Below are 17,626 nucleotides of genomic sequence, written 5' to 3' on the forward strand. Positions count from 1 at the left end.
TCCGGGGCCCGTCGGCGACTCCCCGCGCCCCGTTGACGCCGAAGCGTCCCCCTCCGCTGCGGGGCGCCCGGCGGCAGTCGCCTGCTCGCCGCCGACGGCAGGTCCCGCAGGCGACTCCTCGGGGGCGCCCGCGGCCGCCGGGGACGCGCCCGAGACCATCCCCGCCTCCAGCCCGGTCCCGGCGGCAGGGCCGGACGGGCCCGCCGCCGGGACAGCCCCGTTCGCCACAGCGGCAGCGTCTCCGCACAGAACCCTCAGCACCCGCGCCGCCACCTCCGACAGCCGCTCGGGTGGGAGGACCGCGTCGACCAGGCCGTGGGCCATCAGGTTCTCCGCGACCTGAACGCCCGGTGGGAATTCCTCCCCGTACAGCGCCTCGTGCACCCGCGGCCCCAGGAAGCCGATGAGCGCGCCCGGTTCGGCGGCGGTGACGTGCCCCAGCGAGCCCCAGGAGGCGAGCACTCCGCCCGTCGTGGGGTGGCGCAGGTGGACGAGGTAGGGCAGACCGGCGGCCTTGTGGTCGGTGATCGCCGCGGCGACCTTGACCATCTGCAGAAACGCGACCGTGCCCTCCTGCATCCGCGTGCCGCCGGACGCGGGCGCGGCGAGGAGGGGGAGCCGCTCCGCCGTCGCCCGTTCCACGGCGCGTACCAGCCGCTCCCCCGACGCGACGCCGATCGACCCGGCGAGGAAGCGGAACTCGCAGGCCACGATGGCCACCCGCCGCCCCTCGATACGGCCCTCGCCCGTGATGACGGACTCGTCGAGGCCGGTGCGCTCGCGGGCCCGCTCCAGGTCGGCCCGGTAGTCGGGGTCGTCCGTCGTGATGTCGGCCGGCGCGTCCCAGCGGAGCCAGCTGCCGGGGTCGACGACGGTCTCGATCAGCTGGAGGGCTGATGTGCGGGGGTTCGTTCCGGTCATGGTCACACCCTGCCACGGGCAACGGGGCTGCCGACAAGGTCGGTCTCAATCATCCTAGGCATGTGCTAACTTTTTTTGGCATGTGCAGGGTTTCGCTATGACTACCTCGGTGCCGGGCGGCGAGCCGCGCGATCTCGGCGGCGACGAATTGGTGCGCGTGCTGGCGACGCTGGCCAATCCGCACCGTCTGCGGGTCGTCGCCGCGCTCTCGCGGGAGCGCATGTATGTGAGCGAGCTGGCCCGCGCGCTGGGCATCAGCCGGGCGCTGCTCCAGGTCCATCTGCGCAAGTTGGAGGCGGCCGGGCTGGTGACGGCCCGGGTCGAAGTGTCGGAGGACGGCAAGGCCATGAAGTTCTACGAGGTCAACCGGTTCGCGATCCAGCTGACACCGGAGACCGTCGAGGCCGCGGAGCGGACGCTGACCCCGCCGGGCGACGGCCCGGGCGAGCAGAAGACGAAGGGATCGATGTGATGGATGGACACGACTGGACCGAGGTCGTCGGGGCCTTCGGCCTCTTCGCCCTGGTGACCACGGTGCTCACGACGGTCATCTGGCAGTTCGCGGCGACTCGGCGCGCGAAGGTCCAGGTGGTGCGGGAGTTGGAGTACCGCAAGCTCGCCGAGAGCGCGACCGCCGCTCAGCAGGCTACAGACGAGCGGCTGAAGGAGATCAGCGAGCGCCTGGCGGAGATGCAGGGCCGGATGGATTCGCTGGAGCGCATCCTCCAGACCGTCGAATAGGCAATCAAGACTAGGCAATCAAGACATACGACGCGGGTCCTGGGCCGTCGAGCGGCAACTCGACGGCCCAGATGAAGGAAGAAGCATCACCTCGCCCATGGGCGAGTTCTCACGGATACGTCCCTTCGTGGAAAGGACAGCAGCTCATGCTGCGCAAAAGCAAGTCGCGACAGAGGGCCGACGGACCGGGCGGAAGCCCCGATGGGGCATCCGGGCGGGCCGCGCTGGTGGAGCGGGTCGCGGGGTGGTCCGTCCGCCATCGGGCGCTGGCGATCGCGGGCTGGTTCGCGCTGGTGGTCGTGGCGGTCCTGGCGAGCGCGGTCATGCCGGGCGATACGGCGGACAGCACCGACCCCGGTGAGACCGGCCGCGCGGGCCAGGTGCTGGACGCGCAGCAGAAGTATCCGGCGCCCCAGGAGAACGTCCTGGTCCAGGCCCGCGCGCAGGACGCGGCACGGCCCTTCACCGAGAGCCCGGAGCTGCGCCGCGCCACCCAGGACCTGGTCACGACGCTGCGCCGCACCCCCGGCACGGTGACCGCGGTCCGCTCCCCGCTGGAGCGCGACGGAAGCCGGCTGGTGTCGAAGGACGGCCGCTCCGGTCTGGTCACCTTCACCATGGCGGGGGCCCAGAAGCAGTGGTCCGAGCACTACAACGCCGCGACCACGGCGGTGAAGACCGTACAGGCCCGCCACCCCCAGGTGCGGCTGGCGCAGGCGGGCGACAGGAGCCTGTCGCGCGTGGTGGACGAGGGCATCAAGGGTGACTTCAAGCGGGCCGAGTTCTTCTCGCTTCCGCTCACCGTGGTCATCCTGCTGGTGGTGTTCGGGTCGCTGATCGCCGCCGCGATCCCGCTGCTGCTGGCGGCCACCACGGTCGTCGCCACCTTCGGTTTTCTCCAGGTGCTCGCCCACTGGGTGCCGGTGAACAGCGCCACGTCGTCCATGGTGCTGCTGATCGGCGTGGCGGTGGGCGTCGACTACTCGCTGTTCTATCTGCGCCGGGCGCGCGAGGAGCGCGCGGCCGGGCACGATGTCGCGGAGGCGCTGCGGATCACGGCGCGCACCTCGGGGCGGGTGGTGGTGGTCTCGGGTCTGACGGTGATGCTGTGTCTGGTCGGGCTGCTGTTCACGGGGCTCGACAACTTCAAGGGGCTGACGACCGGCGCGGTGCTGGTGGTCGGGGTCGCGATGGTCGGCTCGGTGACCGTACTGCCCGCCCTGCTGGCCGCGCTGGGGCACCGGGTGGACAAGGCGCGTATCCCGTGGGTGGGCCGCCGCCGGACCGCGGCCGACCAGTCCCGGGCCTGGGCGGCGGTGGCCCGCGCGGTGGTGCGGCGCCCGCTGGTGTGGGGCGGCTCGGCGGCGCTGGCACTGCTGGTGCTCGCGCTGCCCGCGCTGGGGATGCGTCTGCAGGACGCGGCGGTGACCGACAGCCTGTCGCGGAAGGTGCCGACGGTGGACGCGGCAGTCCGGATGCAGGAGGCGTTCCCGGGCGCCCCGTCCCCGGCATCCGTGGTGATCTGGGGGAAGCGGGATCCGGGCGCCGTGGACAGCCCAGCGGTACGGAGGGCGGTGGAGAGCCTGCACCAGCGGGCCGCGGCGAGCGGCGGGGCGCTGAACGAGCCCATCTCGGCCACCAAGGTGGGCCGGGCGCTGGTGGTGCGGGTGCCGCTGGCGAGCTTCGGCACCGACGACGCGGCGAACCGGGCGCTGGAGACGCTGCGTAAGCGGACACTGCCCGCCGCGCTGGGCGAGGCGGGCGGAGCTGACGGCAAGACCGACGGCGGAATCGACTACGCGGTCGCCGGCAAGACGGCCTTCGCGTACGACTTCACCAACCGGATCACCGACCGCACGCCGTACGTCTTCGCCTTCGTGCTGCTGCTGGCCTTCGTGCTGCTGGTCGTCGCGTTCCGCTCGCCGGCCGTCGCGCTGATGTCGATCGTGCTGAACCTGCTGTCGATCGGCGCCGCTTACGGGGTGCTGACCTGGGTGTTCCAGGACGGCCACCTGAGTTCGGCGCTCGACTTCACCTCGTACGGCGGGGTGGTCGGCTGGCTGCCGCTGTTCATGTTCGTCATCCTCTTCGGGCTGAGCATGGACTACCACATCTTTGTGCTCAGCCGGATCCGCGAGCGCCGGCTCGCCGGGGAGGCGACGCGCGAGGCGGTGGTGGGGGGTGTCGCGTCCGGTGCGGGCGTGGTCACCAGCGCGGCCGTCATCATGACGGCGGCCTTCAGCGTCTTCGTCGTGCTGTCGGCGATCGAGTACAAGATGATGGGCGTCGGTCTTGCGGTGGCCGTCCTCATCGACGCGACGCTCGTACGCGGGGTGCTGCTGCCCGCCGCGATCACACTGCTCGGACGGAGGTCGTTCCCGCAGACGTCACTCCAGACGTCACTCCAAGGGCGCGATCGCCTCGCCCGCCACATGCTGGTAGATGATCGAGCTGCGGAAGTCGACCACCTCCCGGCGCCCTGAGAAACGGTCCATCAGGAAGGCGTGCAGCCGGTCCACGTCCGGCACCGCGACATGGACCAGGAAGTCGTCGCTGCCCGCGACGACATACACGGACAGCACCTCGGGGAGCGTCATCAGATAGGTCTTGAAACCCTCGATGACCTCCCGGCTCGGCGGCCGGATACGGACCGCGAGCAGCGCCTGCACCGGGCGGTTCAGGGCGCGCAGGTCGACCGTCGCGCGATAGCCGGTGATCACCCCGCGCTCCCTCAGACCGCGCACCCGCTCCAGACAGGTGGAGGGGGCGATGCCGAGGGTGCGGGCGAGTTCGCGATTGGTCTGCCGTGCGTCGTGCTGCAGTTCGCGGACGATCGCCGTATCAAGTTCGTCCATGGGGCCTCTCCGGACCGGCTCACCGAATTTCGTTCGGTGAGCCGGTCAGATCATCAGTTTTTCGGCTAACTTCCCGAGCCGTGACCGTACAACGTACTCGCACTTCCCCTTCCCCACGTCCGCCGCGTCCCTCTCGTCCAGCAGCCCGCTCCGGCGGTCGCCGACTCGGGCTCGGCGGCGGCACCGCCCTGTACGCGGGCGCCCTCCTCGGCCCCGGTGTGCTCGCGCTGCCCGCGCTCGCCGCCGCTGCCGCCGGCCCGGCCTCGGTGCTGGCCTGGGCCGCGCTGCTGGTGACCAGCGTCCCGATCGCCGCCTGCTTCGCCGCACTCGGCGCGCGGTTCCCCGACGGGGGCGGGGTGGCCACGTATGTCCACCGGGCCTTCGGGCCACGGGCGGCGGCGATCGTCGGGTGGTGGTTCTTCGGGGTGGTGCCGGTCGGGGTGGTCGCGGGCGCCTGGATCGGCGGCCAGTACACCGCCGCCGCGGCGGGCCTGGGCGATACGGGCACGGCGGCCGTGGCCGGGCTGGTGCTGGCGGCGGCCTTCGCCGCCAACCTCGGCGGGCTGCACCTGTCCAGCCGGGTGCAACTGCTGCTCGTGGGGCTGCTGGCGGCGCTGCTGCTGGCCGCGGTCCTGGCGGCGGTGCCGCAGCTGCGCGCCGCGCACTTCACTCCCTTCATGCCGGGCGGCTGGAGTTCGGTCGGCTCGGCGGCCGGGGTGCTCTTCTTCGCCTTCGCGGGGTGGGAGGCGGCCAGCCATCTGTCCGCCGAGTTCGCCGATCCGCGCCGGGACCTGCCACGGGTCACCGCGCTCACCCTCGCCGTGATCACCGTGCTGTATCTGGGGCTCTCGCTGGCGACGGTCGGCGCGCTCGGCCCCGCCGCCGCGACCACGGACACCCCGCTGACCGAACTGCTGGCGCGGAGCGTGGGCGGTGCGGCCCGGCCGGTGGCCGCGGTCGCGGCCCTGTTCCTGACCTTCGGCGCCGTCAACGCCTACCTGGCGGGCGCGGCCCGGCTCGGCGCCGCCCTCGCCCGCGACGGCGCGGCGCCCCGGTGGCTGGCCCGGGGCGGCGGGCCCGGTGAGGTGCCGCGGCGCAGCCTGGCCGTACTGGCCGGCGCGTGCGCCCCGGTCGGGGCGGTGGCCGCGACGGGCGCGGCCGACCTCGACCGGCTGATGCGCGCCACCTCCACCTGTCTCGCCGCGGTCACCCTGGCGGGGGTGCTGGCGGCGCTCGCGCTGCTTCCGCGCCGAACTCCGCTGTGGTGGGCGGCGGTTGGCAGCGCGGCCGTCGTCTCCACCGTGCTCGCCCTCTCCGGGCCGCTGCTGCTGATCCCGCTGGCGCTGGCCGTCGCCGCGCTCTGCTTCCAGGCCGTCGCCCAGCGGCGCCGCGCCCGGGGGTGATCGGCGCCCCCAGCCCGGGGGTGATCAGCGGCTCAGCTCTCCGCGCCCGACACGCCTGACGCGCCTGACGCGCCCGACGCGCCCGCCTGCGCGGCGTCGAGCGCGGCCGTCAGCCGCTGGAGTCGGGCGCGCAGATCGACCACGTCCTCCGCGTCCAGGCCGCTGGCCTGGATGATCTGCAGCGGCACGGCCCGGGCGGCCTCCCGCAGCGCCTCGCCCTCGGCCGTCAGCCGGATCGAGACCGAACGCTCGTCGTGGAGGCTGCGCTCGCGCTGGACGAAGCCCGCCGCCTGGAGGCGCTTGAGGAGCGGCGAGAGGGTACCCGAGTCGAGGCGCAGGAACTCCCCCAGCTTCTTGACCGGCATCTCGCCGTGCTCCCACAGCACCAGCATCACCAGGTACTGCGGATAGGTCAGCTCGATATCGCGCAGGACCCGCCGGTAGACGCTGCCGAAGGCGCGCGAGGCGGCGTGCAGGGCGAAGCAGACCTGCAGGTCCAGGCGGAGCAGATCGTCGGCGGCTGCGGTCTCTGTCGGGTTCGGGGCCGGGGCGGGGGCCGGCGCGGGCTGGTGTGACATGTACCTAGGGTACCTCTTAGTTGTGCACAACTTAATTGTGTGCTCTACTTCAGTCATGACGGAGCGCACGACGGCGCACCGCAGGATGCGAAAGGGATGGTCTTCATGGACGCGCTCTACACCGCGGTGGCCACGGCCAACGGACGCGACGGCCGGGCGGTGAGCTCCGACGGGCAGCTCGACCTGGCGCTGGCCATGCCCCCGGAGCTGGGCGGAAGCGGCAAGGGCACCAACCCCGAGCAGCTGTTCGCCGCGGGCTACGCGGCCTGCTTCGCCAGCGCGCTCGGACTGGTCGGCCGCCAGGCGAAGGTCGACACCAAGGACATCTCCGTCACCGCCGAGGTCGGCATCGGCAAGGACGAGTCGGACGGCGGCTTCGGCCTGAAGGTCACCCTGCGCGTCGAGCTGCCCGAAGAGCTTGAGGGCGAGACCGGCCGCAGCCTGGTCGAGCAGGCGCACCAGGTGTGCCCGTACTCGAAGGCGACCCGGGGCAACATCGCCGTCGAGCTGATCGCCGAGTAGCCGTAGCCATAGCCATAGCCGTAGCCGTCAGTCCGGGCTCCAACGCGGACACCCCCGTCCGCAAGCAACGTCGACCCGAGCACCGTGGCCCTGGCCGTCGTCGGCGCCGCCCGCCACCTGCTGATGACCAGTTGGCCGGGCACGCCTGACCCCAGGCCCGCCATGACGCGCCTGGTGACCGCGTTGGTAGACGGCCAAGAGCCCTCCGCCGGATCACCGACGGACGCACAGGCGGATCGCGCCGAGGGCGAAGCTCAAAGCGGTTCGCCCGCAACGCCGCCGAGCCGATGAGAGAAGCGGTCGGGCCGGGGCTTCGGCGCGGAACCATGTCGCCGGCGCTCACCCGAGAGCGTCGGCGGCCCGCTCCGCCGGCTCGCCCGGCTCCGCCGCCCAGGCGAGACAGCCGTCCGGCCACACGAGGAGCGCGCCCGCGGCCGAGGTGGCGCCTTCGTACGCTAGGCGGCGCGCGCCGCGCCCTCGATGTTCTCCGCCATGCGGCGGAGCACGCTTACGGTGGCGAGGTACTCCTCATCCGACACCCCGTCGACGATCCGCCGCCGGGCTTCCCCGATCCGTTCGGCCACCGCGGCATGGCCTTCGGCGCCGAGCGGGGTGAGCGCGTACGGGCCCTCGGCGCCCTCCCGGACAACCCAGCCCCGACCGTCCAGACCGTCCAGGACCTCATCGAGCGTGATCGCGCCCTCGCCCCAGAAGGGGCGTAGCGCCTCGGTGAGTTCATCGAGGGGCTTCGGGCCCGTCGACAGGGTGTTCAGGACCTGCCAGTGGCGCCGGGCGAGGTCGCTGTCGCTCAGGGTGCGCTCGAAGTCGGCCTCGATCAGGCCGTCCAGGTGCTTGAGCCAGTATCCGATCGGCTTCATCGCCTCCACCTCCAGTAATGCATGTAAAATAGCAACTAGTTGTTCTTGATTATGCATGGAGGCGTGATGGCCGACAACAGAGAACCCGTGGACGACATCGAGCGGGCCATGGTCGCCATCCGGCGCAGCCAGAGCAGGCGTTCACTGGCACGGCTCGCCGACAGGGACGGCGGAGGCGGCGGGGACTCCCTCAAGGGCTCGGCGGCGAAGGGCTCGGCAGCGAAGGGCGCCGCCTTCGACGTGCTGGACGCGATCGAGGCGGCGGAGCAGGGCGGCGCGCCCGCCACCGTCTCCGGCGTCGCCGCCGCCCTGGCCGTCGACCAGCCCCGCGCCAGCAAGCTGGTTGCGGGGGCGGTCGAGGCCGGGCTGGTGCGGCGGGAGGCGGATCAGGCCGACGGGCGGCGCGCCCTGCTGGTCATGACCGAGGCGGGGCGCGCCCTGACGGACGAGGTCCGGCGGTTCCGGCGGTCGGTGTTCGCGGAGGCGATGGCCGAGTGGCCGGAGGCGGACCGCGCCGAATTCGCCCGGCTGCTCACGGACTTCGTCGGCGCGCTCGACAGGACCGGGGGCCGGACCGGGGGCCGGGCGCCGCGGTGAACGGCCCCTGGGGTCAATGGAACCGTGATCGGCACCGAGATTGATCTTCGCCTGCCACCTGCAGGAGCGGTTTCAGCGGGCCGTCGGCGAGGGCGACCTGCCCGCGGGGACCGATCCCGGCCTGCTCGCCCGATACCTCATGACCGTGGGCAATGGCATCGCCGTTCAGGCCGCCGGCGGCGCCACCCGCGACGACCTCCAAATGGTGGCCGACATGGCCCTGCGGCAGTGGCCGTCCACCTGAGAGGGCGTTTGAAGCAGGCGGATTGCCCTTCATCCCGGCTTGCCCTTCATCCCGACTTGCCCTTCATCCCGGCGCGCACGGCGCACCGGAGGGCCGGGGCGCCGTGGCGGTTGAGTGAAGAAGCGGGATGGGGCGGGGCGTCAGCAGGTCGTCGGAGTGGCGTGTTCTGGATCAAGGGCGTTGACCGCCTCGTGGAAGGCGACCCGGTCGGTCATGGCGATCGTGACGTGCTCCGACAGATCGCTCGGGCACAGGTCCTGGACCACGACGTTCTTGACGTCGGACCCGGTTAGGAACTGCGCGCGGTAGGGCGTGGCGACCTCGTCGTACTTGGTGGAGATGACGGTGTAACGCACGCCGGGGACGGTGTCGCCGCCCTCGTTGAGCCGGGTGAGAAACGCCGACCCGACCACCTGGTCCGTCAGACCGGGCGTGTGCTTGGCGAGCACGTCGGCCGCGCCCGGGAAGTAGTCGAGCAGCTTGGTGAGCCCGGACAGGGTGGTCCCGTGGTTGGTGGGGGCCAGGCCGACCAGGGCGTTCACCTTGGCCGCGCCGCCGAGGAACTTCAGGTAGTAGCGGGGCATCATCCCGCCCTGGGAGTGGCCGACGATATCGACCTTGGCGGCCCCGGTGGCGGTGCGCACCCGGTCGACGTAGGCGGACAGCTGCTTCGCCGAATCGGCGATCGGGCCGAGGCCGTAGAAGATGGGCACGCCGGGCAGTTGGCCGTAGTCGAGGGAGAAGACGCAGTAGCCGCGGTCGACCAGGTACGGGGCGAAACCGAGCCAGTTGTCGACCGAGTTGCCGAGAGTGCCGTGCACCAGGACGACGGGGCGGGGGTGCTGGGCGGACGGCTTGCACGAATAGTCGTTCCAACCGTTGCTCGTCGCGCTCTGACCGGCGGCGGATTCGTCGGGCGCGGCGCTCGCGGCGACCGGCGCCATGGCCGCCGCGACCGCCGCGACCGCCAGGGCCAGGGCGGGCAGTGACCTGCGGAGCGAGCGGATACGCCTCCAGTGCGACATCACATGGACTCCTCGCTGGTGGGGGAGGGTTGCGCAGGACCGTGCGCTCTGCGATCCGGATCACAGGGGTGGTGTGTCGGCCTTAAATTACGCGCCAGTAGCAAAGCCATCCAGCCATCCGTAGGTGAAGAAAACCTCACCCACCCCTCACGGAACATCCAGGAACACGGCCCTGTCAGAGGGGTGGCGTAGAGTCGGCAGCACGTGATCTCGAGGACGACGGGGGGACGCTGATGAGCACAACAGACCTGGTGGAGGTCTCGTCCGAGGCCGAGTTGCGGGAGCTGGTCGGCGAGCCCAATCAGCAGGCGGCCAACAAGTCCCGCCCCGCGCTGCATGAGTTGGACCGGGAGTGGCTGGCCCGGTCGCCGTTCTGTCTGATCGCCACCTCGGACGCCCAGGGGCGGTGCGATGTCTCCCCCAAGGGCGACCCCGCGGGGTTCACGCTCGTGCTCGACGACACGACCATCGCGATCCCGGACCGCCCCGGCAACAAGCGGATGGACGGCTTTCGCAATGTGCTCGCCAATCCACACGTCGGGCTGATCTATCTGCTGCCCGGGCGCAGTGACACGCTCCGGATCAACGGCCGGGCGCGGCTGCTGCGTGACGCCCCGTTCTTCGACGACATGGTGGTCAAGGGCAACCGCCCGCGGCTCGCCCTCCTCGTCGAGATCGAGGAGGTCTTCCACCACTGCGCCAAGGCGTTTCTGCGTTCGGAGCTCTGGAAGCCGGAGACCTGGCGCCCGGACGAGCTGCCGTCCAGGCCCCGGATATGCAAGGCGCTCGAAGCCCCGGATGTCCCCCTGGAGGCGCTGGAGGCGCACTACGGCCCGAAGTACGCGGAGCGGCTTTACGGCTGAGGCGGCCAGGATGCCCACAAGCTGGGGGACGGTTCAACAGATGTCGAATCCCCCGGCCGGGCGCACCGCCCGCTCGCCGAAGCGGGCCCGTGCCCGGTCGACGGCGGCCTCGATACGGCGGGCCTTGTCGTCCGCGGGGTCGAAGGTCAGCTGGTGGGAGGCCAGTTCGGCGGCGGCCAGCCCCTCGGCGCGCAGCGCGATGGACCGCACCCGGGCCCGCTGGAGGCCGAGCGCGGCGTGCAGGGCGTACGCGGTGGCGATCAGCGCCGGGGTGTGGGCCGTCGGCTCGGCCAGGGTCCGGCTGCGGGTGGTCGTGGAGCGGTCGGCGTAGCGGACGGTGAGCGTGAGGGCGCGGGCGACCTGTCCGCTGGTGCGCAGCCGGGAGCCGAGCCGGTCCGCGAGGGTGAGCAGCGCACGGCATCTGCGCTCCGGGTCCAGTTCATCGTGGCCGAAGCGGTGTTCGGCGGCGATGGAGCGGGCCGGGGCGTTCGGGGTGACGGGGACCGGGTCGATCCCGCGCGCCCAGTCGTGCACTCGGCGGGCGGTGGCCGGGCCCAGGATCCGGCGCAGGGTGGGCAGCGGCACGGCGGCGATCCGGGCAGCGCTGTCGAGGCCGTACGAGCACAGGGTGCGGGCGGTCGCCTGGCCGACGCCGGGCAGGGCGGTGGGGGGCTTGTCGGCGAGGAAGGCGGCGACCGCGTCCGGGTCGTCGGGGACGGTACGGACCGCGTCGGCGTCCTGTGCGGCCATGCGGGCGAGCAGCGGATTGGCGGCGACGCCGACGGTGCAGTCGACGCCGTACCGGGCCAGCGCCCGGACCCGTACGATCTCCGCCAGTCCGGCCGCGTCCCGGTCGAAGTAGCGCAGCGCGCCGGCGACATCGGCGAGCGCGGCGTCGGGCGGCACCGCCTCGACGACCGGGGTCACCTCGGTGAGCAGGGCGAGCAGGCCCTCGTAGGTGTCCGCGCCGAGGACGGGTCCGGGACGGCCGGGGCCACGACGACCGGGACCGTGGCCAGGGCCGGGGCCGGGGCCGGGGTCTCGGCCGGGCGCGCCGGGGGCCGTCCCGGCCGTTCCCCCGGCGGGATGGAAGCGCACGTACAGCACATGCGGTTGCTCATGGGTCGGCTGCGGAGTCATCCCGCGCTCCCTGGGCTGGAATGCCACAGCTTGCGGCCGGTGGCGGCCTGTTCGCCCGCGGGCTGGAGGTCGGCCCACGGGTGCATGGCGTAGCCGGTGGGCAGGTGGATGCGGCGCCCGGAGTCGCCGCCGGTCTCGCTCCCGGGCTCGCTCCCGGCTTCGGCATCCGCGTCGGCGGGGGCACCGGGCTCCGCCCGGCCCGCGCCCGCGAGTTCGGCGGCGACTGCCTCCAGACCGCCCTCGCGCCGGAGTTCGGCCAGCTCGGCGAGGTTCCAGACCGCCGAGCCGACGACGCTGAGGCTGCGCGGCCCGCGCCGCTGGACCACACCGCGCACCAGCAGCAGCCAGGAGTGGAAAACGGTGTGCGCGCACGCGGCATGGCTGTCGTCGAAGAAGGCGCAGTCGACCAGCCCCGTGCCGTCGTCGAGCGTGGTGAAGATGACGCGCCGCCCCGAGCGGATCGGCGGGGTCTGGGTGGCGGCCTTGGCCCCGGCGACCAGCACGGTCTCACCGTGCCGCGCATCGCGCAGCCGCTTCGCCGGGACCGCGCCCAGCTCCTCCAGGAAGGCCCGGTGGTCGCCCATGAGGTGGCGCGAAACGTCCATGCCGAGGATGCCGAGCTCGGCGCCGAGGCGTTCCTCCGGGTTCAGATCGGGCAGCCCGGCGGGGGCGGGCGGCGCGGTCTCGGCCAGCGGGAGCTGGCCCTCGCCGGTGCCGTCGCGCCGGGCGCCCCGCTGCTGCCGGTGCAGTTCGGCGATCTGCAGCAGCAGATCACGGCGGCTGGTGCCGAAGGCGTCCAACGCGCCGACCTGGGCGAGCCGTTCGGCGACCGGCCGCCCGGGGTGGGCGCGTCGCCACAGGTCCTGGAGCGAGGAGTACGGCTGCCCGGCCGCGATCCGCCCGGTCTCGGCCTCGCTGATGCCGTGCACGTCGCTCAGCGCGAGCCGTACCCCGAAGCCCGCGCCCGTGGAGCCCGCGCCCACGGAGTCGGCGGCCGTGGAGCCGGCGGCCGTGGAGCCCGCGTCTGTAGAGCTCACGCCCATGGGCCCCGTACCTGCCGCCCCGGCTGCCGACACCCCGTCACCAGACACCAGTTCGATTCTGTAATCCGCGCCGGACCGGTTCACATCCAGCGGCAGGATCGGCACCCCGCGCCGCCGCGCGTCCGCCAGCAGCAGCCGCTTCGGGTACATCCCGGGGTCGTGGGTGAGCACCCCGGCGTAGAAGGCCGCCGGGTGGTGCGCCTTGAGCCAGGCGGACTGGTAGGTCGGCACCGCGAAGGCCACGGCGTGCGCCTTGCAGAAGCCGTACGACCCGAACGCCTCGACGATCTCCCAGGTGCGTAGCCGCACCTCCGGCCGGTAGCCGCGGTTCGCCGCCTCCGCGTGGAACCAGGCCCGCACCCGCCCCTGCCGCTCGGGGTCGGACAGCGCGCGCCGCGCCTCGTCGGCGAGGTCCCGTTCGCAGCCCGCCATGATCGACAGGATCTTGATGATCTGCTCATGGAAGACGACCACGCCGTAGGTCTCGCGCAGCGCGTCCTCCAGATCCGGATGCGGATAGCGCGGCGGTTTGCGGCCGTGCCGCGCCTCGATGAAGGGGCGCACCATGTCGGCCGCGACCGGGCCGGGGCGGAACAGCGAGATGTCGACCACGAGGTCGTGGAAGGAGGTGGGCTGCAGCCGGCCGAGGAGGTCGCGCTGGCCGGGCGATTCGATCTGGAAGCAGCCCAGCGTCTCGGTGGAGCGGATCAGGTCGTAGGTCGCCGGGTCGTTCGGCCGCACCACCTCGGGGTCGTCCAGGTCCAGCGGCCGGCCCGTGACCCGCGCCACCTCCGCCGCCGCGTGCGCCATCGAGGACTGCATCCGCACCCCGAGGACATCGAGCTTGAGCAGCCCGAGGTCCTCGACGTCGTCCTTGTCGAACTGCGACATGGGGAAGCCCTCGCCGCTGGTGGGCACGACGGGCGTACGGGCCCGCAGCCCGGCGTCGGAGAGCAGTACCCCACACGGGTGCATGGCGATGCCGCGGGGCAGCCCGTCCAGCGCCTCGACCAGTTCCCAGAGCCTGCCGTAACGTTTCTGCTCGGCCGCGACCGCGCTCAGCTCGGGCAGTTCGGCGAGCGCCGCGCGGGCGTCGCGGGCGCGGATATGCGGGAAGGACTTGGCGAGCCGGTCCACCTCCGCCGGGTCCATGCCGAGGGCCGCGCCCACGTCCCGTACGGCGTGGCGCACCCGGTAGGTCTCGGGCATCGAGACGGTCGCGACCCGCTCCGCCCCGAAGCGGTCGAAGATCGTGCGGTAGACCTCCAGGCGGCGCGCGGACTCCACATCGATATCGATGTCGGGCAGCGCGGCCCGCCGCACCGACAGAAATCGCTCCATCAGCAGGCCGTTCGCGACGGGGTCGGCGTGCGCGATACCGAGCAGGTGATTGACGAAGGAGCCGGCGCCGGAGCCGCGGGCGGCCACCCGGATGCCGAGCGCCCGGGTGTCGTCGACGACCTGGGCGACGGTGAGGAAGTACGAGGCGAAACCCAGCCGCTCGATGGTGCGCAGCTCGTCCTCCAGCCGCCCCCAACGCTCGTGGTCGCGGTCATAGCCGCGCAGCACCATGGCGGCGGCGCAGCGCGAGCGCAGCACCCGCTCGGCGCTCCGGTGACCGGCTCCGACCAGATGCGGCTCGGGGAAGTGGATACTGCCGAGGCCGATGTGGTCCTCGGGGTCGACGAGGCACGCGGCGGCGGTGCGCTCGGTCTCCTCCAGCAGCCGGTGCGCGGCGTCCCGCCGCCGGCCCGCGGCCTCCGCGATCTTCTCGGCGATCCGCGCCATGTCCTGCGGGCCCTTGAGCCAGCGCTCACCGCTGTCGAGCGCCGCGGGGTCGCGCGGGTCGATCGGCACCAGCCTGCGGGCGGCGTCCAGTACGTCGGCGACCGGGCCCTGCCCCGGGTCGGCGTACCGTACGGCGTTGCTCAGCACGGCCCGTACGCCCTGGTCGGCGGCAAAACCGACGGTACGGGCGGCGAGCCGCAGCGAGCCAGGGCCGGTGCCGGTGCGGCCGTGCCACACGGCCTCCAGGCGCAGCGCGTCGCCGAACAGTTCACGCCAGGGGGCGATCAGGTGCTCGGCCCGGTCGGGCCGCCCGGCGGCCAGGGCCCGGCCGACGTCGGAGTCCGGGCCGAGGAGCACGGTCAGCGGGGCGAGGGCGGTGGCACCGCCGCCGCTTGCGCCGTCTTCCAGGTCTGCCCAGTGCAGCAGGGGCTGCCCGGCGCCACCCGCGCGGGCCCCCGAGCGGGTGCCCGCATGGGTCCCCGCATCGGGTCCTGAATGGGCTCCCGCAGGGGCTTCTCCCGCATGGGCGGCGGAGACCAGTCCGCACAGCGCGGCCCAGCCGGCCGCGCCGCCCCGCGCCAGAAAGACCGCGCGGGGCGCGGACTCATCGATGAACGCCCCGCCGCGCACCGGCGTGCGCCGCCGGACCGTACGCCCCGGCTCCGGGGCCCGCGCCTGTACGGCAAGGTCCACCCCGAAGAGCGGCCGCACCCCCGCGGCCGCGCCCGCCTTGGCGAACCGGACCGCCCCGGCGAGGCTGTCGCGGTCGGTCAGCGCGATCGCGTCCATACCGCGCTCGGCGGCGCACTGGGCCAGCCGCTCCGGGTGGACGGCTCCGTACCGCATGGAGAACCCGGAGGCGGTGTGCAGATGCGTGAACCCTGGCATCCGCACCTCCTGCTGCTTGTCGCACCCCCTGCCGTCCCTGCCCGCCACGCGGCGCAGCCCCTCGGCCCCACCTTAAACCAATTCTCGAACACCCGTGCGAAACGACCCACCTCCCGCGTGACCTGCGGGAATAACATCTCTCCCCTTCACCATAAGGGACCAAAACCCCATAACACCCATAGCGCATGGCGGTACGCCCATACCGGCCCGGCGGCCGACCGCGTAAGGTCACCGCCATGACCGACCGCCCCGGCCACTCCCCTGAATCCGACGACGCCGGCCTGCTCGGCCTGCTGCGCGAACAGCGCACCGGCGCGCTCGTCACCCTCAAACGCGACGGCCGCCCCCAGCTGTCCAATGTCGCCTTCGCCTACGAGCCCACGGCGCGACTCATCCGCATCTCGGTCACCGACGACCGCGCCAAGACCCGCAATCTGCGCCGCGATCCGCGCGCGAGCTTCTATGTCACCAGCGGCGACCGCTACTCCTACCTGGTCGCCGAGGGAAACGCCGAGCTGACCCCGGTCGCGGCCGACCCCCACGACGCCACCGCCGACGAGTTGGTCGAGGTCTACCGCGCCGTCGCGGGCGAGCACCCGGACTGGGAGGAGTTCCGCGCCGCGATGGTCGCCGAAGGGCGGCTGGTGGTACGGCTGCGGGCCGAGCGGGCGTACGGGTGGGGGCAGGAGAGCGGCGCACTGAGCGGCCCGCTCGACGACTAGGCCGCGGCCGGGCCACGACTGGCCCACGGCTGGACGAAACCGAGGTCAACGTCGGCCAGGTCCCGGGGCCACTCGGCGCGACCGTCCACCCCGACGGCCGCACAGGCCTCGTGCAGCCGCCGCAGCCGCCGCAGCCTCCCCACCGGCGCCAGGGCGGAAACGGCGGCAGGGCCACGTCGCCGGGGACGGAGGTCAGAGCGCGCTGGCGGCCGATTGACTCCAAGCGGGCCGGACCGCTAAGGCCGCAGGATGAGCTTGCCGCGGGTGTGGCCGGTTTCGCTCTGTTCGTGGGCCTTGGCCGCGTCGGCGAGCGGGTAGCTCTGGGCGATGAGCACCCGCAGCCGGCCTGCGGCGGCGAGGCGGGCATGGTCGGCGAGGGCCTCGGCGGAGCGGTCGCCGCCGCCGGAGAAGGTGACGCCGAGATCCGCGGCCTGGATGTCGGCGATGGTGACGATGCGGTCGGTCGTGCCGCCGCGCAGCTCGATGGAGACGGGCAGGTCGCCCTGCCCGGCGGCGTCGTAGACGGCGTCGACGCCGCGCGGGGCGACGGCGCGGACCCGGTCGGCAAGGCCTTCGCCGTAGGCGACGGGGATGGCGCCGAGCGAGCGCAGATAGTCGTGGTTGGCGGGCGAGGCGGTGCCGATGACGGTGGCGCCCCGGGCCACGGCGAGTTGGACGCCGACTCCTCCGACCACGCCGGCGGCCCCGTGCAGCAGCAGGGTCTCGCCGTCCGTCAGCTGAAGGAGGTCGAGGACGCGCGCCGAGGTCTCGGCGGCCACGGGGAGCGCGGCGGCGGACTCCCAGTCGAGGTCGGCCGGTTTGGGGGCGACGACGGTGGCCAGGGCGTACGCGGCGTAGGCCCCGGTGTCGGTCCAGCCCAGCACCTCGTCGCCCACGGACAGGCCGGTCACACCCGGGCCGACCTCGTCGACGATCCCGGACGCCTCCTGGCCGGGGATCGCCGGGAACTCGGCGGGGCCCATCTGGGGCATCCAGCCACGGCGGATCTTGTAGTCGAGGGGGTTCACGGCCGCGGCCACGACCTTCAGCCGGACCTGCCCGGGGCCCGGGTGCGGCTCCGCCATCTCCTTGAGCCGCAGCACCTCAGGGCCGCCGTACTCCTCGTAGACGATCGCCTTCATGTCTCTCACTCCAAGCTTCATGGCTTCATGTGGGTACACATCGGGGTTGGCCCAACGGCTCCATCCTCGCCGTCGATGTGATCCGGGTACCCCTCGACGAGACCGTGCCGCGCCTGTCCGCCGCGTTCCTCCGCCGTTCCTCCGCCACTCCCCCGACCGGCGCAGCTGCGGGTGCATTCCGGTCGAGCCGGTCCGGCTGGGGGCGGACCGTCGTCGTGCGGTCCCGGCCAGGTCGCCGCCGCGTGCTCCCGGGGAACGCGCTTTCCTCACGCAACA

At 72.9% G+C, this 17,626-nt stretch carries 17 protein-coding genes and 1 pseudogene; 9 read left to right on the top strand and 9 right to left on the bottom strand.

Features of this window, described 5'->3' with window-relative positions:
* Window positions 1-921: carboxyl transferase domain-containing protein (locus CCN51_RS29530; RefSeq protein WP_281262471.1), on the bottom strand; the 921-nt coding region annotated here is incomplete at its 3' end.
* 97 nt (window positions 922-1,018) lie between these two features.
* Between CCN51_RS29530 and CCN51_RS29535 the strand changes: the two genes are divergently transcribed.
* The 3 genes from CCN51_RS29535 to CCN51_RS59370 all read left to right on the top strand — a co-directional run bounded on the left by CCN51_RS29535 (window position 1,019) and on the right by CCN51_RS59370 (window position 4,145).
* On the top strand, window positions 1,019-1,393 hold the full coding sequence (locus tag CCN51_RS29535; protein WP_043487915.1) for an ArsR/SmtB family transcription factor: 375 nt from the start codon (window positions 1,019-1,021) through the stop codon (window positions 1,391-1,393).
* Window positions 1,393-1,662, top strand: coding sequence for a hypothetical protein (locus CCN51_RS29540; RefSeq protein WP_014180856.1), 270 nt, complete (start codon window positions 1,393-1,395; stop codon window positions 1,660-1,662). Before CCN51_RS29535 ends, CCN51_RS29540 begins: the two co-directional genes overlap by 1 nt.
* A 146-nt stretch (window positions 1,663-1,808) precedes the next feature.
* Window positions 1,809-4,145, top strand: a complete 2,337-nt coding sequence (locus tag CCN51_RS59370) for an MMPL family transporter (RefSeq protein ID WP_014180855.1) — start codon at window positions 1,809-1,811, stop codon at window positions 4,143-4,145.
* Here the strand turns inward: CCN51_RS59370 and CCN51_RS29550 are convergent.
* Window positions 4,062-4,517: an Lrp/AsnC family transcriptional regulator gene (locus tag CCN51_RS29550; RefSeq protein WP_043487912.1), complete on the bottom strand. Its 456-nt coding sequence runs from the start codon at window positions 4,515-4,517 to the stop codon at window positions 4,062-4,064. The genes CCN51_RS59370 and CCN51_RS29550 overlap by 84 nt on opposite strands.
* Window positions 4,518-4,597: 80 nt before the next feature.
* Between CCN51_RS29550 and CCN51_RS29555 the strand changes: the two genes are divergently transcribed.
* A complete protein-coding gene (locus tag CCN51_RS29555; protein WP_078610703.1) occupies window positions 4,598-5,920 on the top strand; it encodes an APC family permease in 1,323 nt (440 codons plus the stop codon).
* A 32-nt stretch (window positions 5,921-5,952) separates the two neighbouring features.
* Here the strand turns inward: CCN51_RS29555 and CCN51_RS29560 are convergent, their stop codons facing one another.
* Window positions 5,953-6,498 (bottom strand): MarR family winged helix-turn-helix transcriptional regulator, encoded by a 546-nt coding sequence (locus tag CCN51_RS29560; RefSeq protein ID WP_014180852.1) that lies wholly within the window; start codon window positions 6,496-6,498, stop codon window positions 5,953-5,955.
* Between the two features lie 105 nt (window positions 6,499-6,603).
* Here CCN51_RS29560 and CCN51_RS29565 point away from each other — a divergent pair, with 105 nt between their 5' ends.
* Window positions 6,604-7,020 carry an organic hydroperoxide resistance protein gene (locus CCN51_RS29565; protein ID WP_078610984.1) on the top strand — a complete coding sequence of 139 codons (417 nt, stop codon included), beginning with the start codon at window positions 6,604-6,606 and terminating at the stop codon, window positions 7,018-7,020.
* 455 nt (window positions 7,021-7,475) lie between these two features.
* On the opposite strand, the gene CCN51_RS29575 is transcribed toward CCN51_RS29565, so the two are convergent.
* Window positions 7,476-7,898, bottom strand: a complete 423-nt coding sequence (locus CCN51_RS29575) for a MarR family winged helix-turn-helix transcriptional regulator (RefSeq protein ID WP_014180850.1) — start codon at window positions 7,896-7,898, stop codon at window positions 7,476-7,478.
* Window positions 7,899-7,964: 66 nt separating this feature from the next.
* Between CCN51_RS29575 and CCN51_RS29580 the strand changes: the two genes are divergently transcribed.
* On the top strand, window positions 7,965-8,495 hold the full coding sequence (locus CCN51_RS29580) for a MarR family winged helix-turn-helix transcriptional regulator (protein ID WP_014180849.1): 531 nt from the start codon (window positions 7,965-7,967) through the stop codon (window positions 8,493-8,495).
* Window positions 8,496-8,553: 58 nt separating this feature from the next.
* Window positions 8,554-8,739: pseudogene (locus tag CCN51_RS29585) on the top strand (TetR/AcrR family transcriptional regulator); the annotation flags it as partial.
* A gap of 140 nt (window positions 8,740-8,879) precedes the next feature.
* Here the strand turns inward: CCN51_RS29585 and CCN51_RS29590 are convergent.
* Window positions 8,880-9,764 (bottom strand): esterase/lipase family protein, encoded by an 885-nt coding sequence (locus tag CCN51_RS29590; protein WP_014180847.1) that lies wholly within the window; start codon window positions 9,762-9,764, stop codon window positions 8,880-8,882.
* Between the two features lie 233 nt (window positions 9,765-9,997).
* Here CCN51_RS29590 and CCN51_RS29595 point away from each other — a divergent pair, with 233 nt between their 5' ends.
* Window positions 9,998-10,627, top strand: coding sequence for a pyridoxamine 5'-phosphate oxidase family protein (locus CCN51_RS29595; RefSeq protein ID WP_043487910.1), 630 nt, complete (start codon window positions 9,998-10,000; stop codon window positions 10,625-10,627).
* Window positions 10,628-10,660: 33 nt separating this feature from the next.
* On the opposite strand, the gene CCN51_RS29600 is transcribed toward CCN51_RS29595, so the two are convergent.
* Both CCN51_RS29600 and CCN51_RS29605 read right to left on the bottom strand, forming a co-directional pair.
* Window positions 10,661-11,767 (bottom strand): DNA polymerase Y family protein, encoded by a 1,107-nt coding sequence (locus CCN51_RS29600; RefSeq protein ID WP_043487908.1) that lies wholly within the window; start codon window positions 11,765-11,767, stop codon window positions 10,661-10,663.
* Complete coding sequence (locus tag CCN51_RS29605; RefSeq protein ID WP_014180844.1) at window positions 11,764-15,486, bottom strand: DNA polymerase III subunit alpha; 3,723 nt, start codon at window positions 15,484-15,486, stop codon at window positions 11,764-11,766. Before CCN51_RS29605 ends, CCN51_RS29600 begins: the two co-directional genes overlap by 4 nt.
* A 236-nt stretch (window positions 15,487-15,722) precedes the next feature.
* Here CCN51_RS29605 and CCN51_RS29610 point away from each other — a divergent pair, with 236 nt between their 5' ends.
* Window positions 15,723-16,208, top strand: a complete 486-nt coding sequence (locus CCN51_RS29610) for a PPOX class F420-dependent oxidoreductase (RefSeq protein ID WP_014180843.1) — start codon at window positions 15,723-15,725, stop codon at window positions 16,206-16,208.
* Here the strand turns inward: CCN51_RS29610 and CCN51_RS60160 are convergent.
* Both CCN51_RS60160 and CCN51_RS29620 read right to left on the bottom strand, forming a co-directional pair.
* A complete protein-coding gene (locus tag CCN51_RS60160; RefSeq protein WP_405384557.1) occupies window positions 16,205-16,351 on the bottom strand; it encodes a hypothetical protein in 147 nt (48 codons plus the stop codon). The two genes, CCN51_RS29610 and CCN51_RS60160, sit on opposite strands and share 4 nt — an antisense overlap.
* A gap of 93 nt (window positions 16,352-16,444) precedes the next feature.
* Entirely contained in the window at window positions 16,445-17,350 is a 906-nt protein-coding gene (locus CCN51_RS29620; RefSeq protein WP_014180842.1) for an NADP-dependent oxidoreductase, read from the bottom strand.
* Window positions 17,351-17,626: the final 276 nt, after the last annotated feature.

Source organism: Streptomyces milbemycinicus (genome assembly GCF_002154605.1).
Lineage (GTDB): Bacteria > Actinomycetota > Actinomycetes > Streptomycetales > Streptomycetaceae > Streptomyces > Streptomyces milbemycinicus.

Coding starts and splice junctions, on each gene's coding strand:
- CCN51_RS29620 (WP_014180842.1), bottom strand. CDS start 17,350: ATGAAGGCGATCGTCTACGAGGAGTACGGCGGCCCTGAGGTGCTGCGG.
- CCN51_RS29595 (WP_043487910.1), top strand. CDS start 9,998: ATGAGCACAACAGACCTGGTGGAGGTCTCGTCCGAGGCCGAGTTGCGG.
- CCN51_RS29610 (WP_014180843.1), top strand. CDS start 15,723: ATGACCGACCGCCCCGGCCACTCCCCTGAATCCGACGACGCCGGCCTG.
- CCN51_RS29565 (WP_078610984.1), top strand. CDS start 6,604: ATGGACGCGCTCTACACCGCGGTGGCCACGGCCAACGGACGCGACGGC.
- CCN51_RS29575 (WP_014180850.1), bottom strand. CDS start 7,898: ATGAAGCCGATCGGATACTGGCTCAAGCACCTGGACGGCCTGATCGAG.
- CCN51_RS29560 (WP_014180852.1), bottom strand. CDS start 6,498: ATGTCACACCAGCCCGCGCCGGCCCCCGCCCCGGCCCCGAACCCGACA.
- CCN51_RS29605 (WP_014180844.1), bottom strand. CDS start 15,486: ATGCCAGGGTTCACGCATCTGCACACCGCCTCCGGGTTCTCCATGCGG.
- CCN51_RS29540 (WP_014180856.1), top strand. CDS start 1,393: ATGGATGGACACGACTGGACCGAGGTCGTCGGGGCCTTCGGCCTCTTC.
- CCN51_RS59370 (WP_014180855.1), top strand. CDS start 1,809: ATGCTGCGCAAAAGCAAGTCGCGACAGAGGGCCGACGGACCGGGCGGA.
- CCN51_RS29590 (WP_014180847.1), bottom strand. CDS start 9,764: ATGTCGCACTGGAGGCGTATCCGCTCGCTCCGCAGGTCACTGCCCGCC.
- CCN51_RS29550 (WP_043487912.1), bottom strand. CDS start 4,517: ATGGACGAACTTGATACGGCGATCGTCCGCGAACTGCAGCACGACGCA.
- CCN51_RS29535 (WP_043487915.1), top strand. CDS start 1,019: ATGACTACCTCGGTGCCGGGCGGCGAGCCGCGCGATCTCGGCGGCGAC.
- CCN51_RS29600 (WP_043487908.1), bottom strand. CDS start 11,767: ATGACTCCGCAGCCGACCCATGAGCAACCGCATGTGCTGTACGTGCGC.
- CCN51_RS29580 (WP_014180849.1), top strand. CDS start 7,965: ATGGCCGACAACAGAGAACCCGTGGACGACATCGAGCGGGCCATGGTC.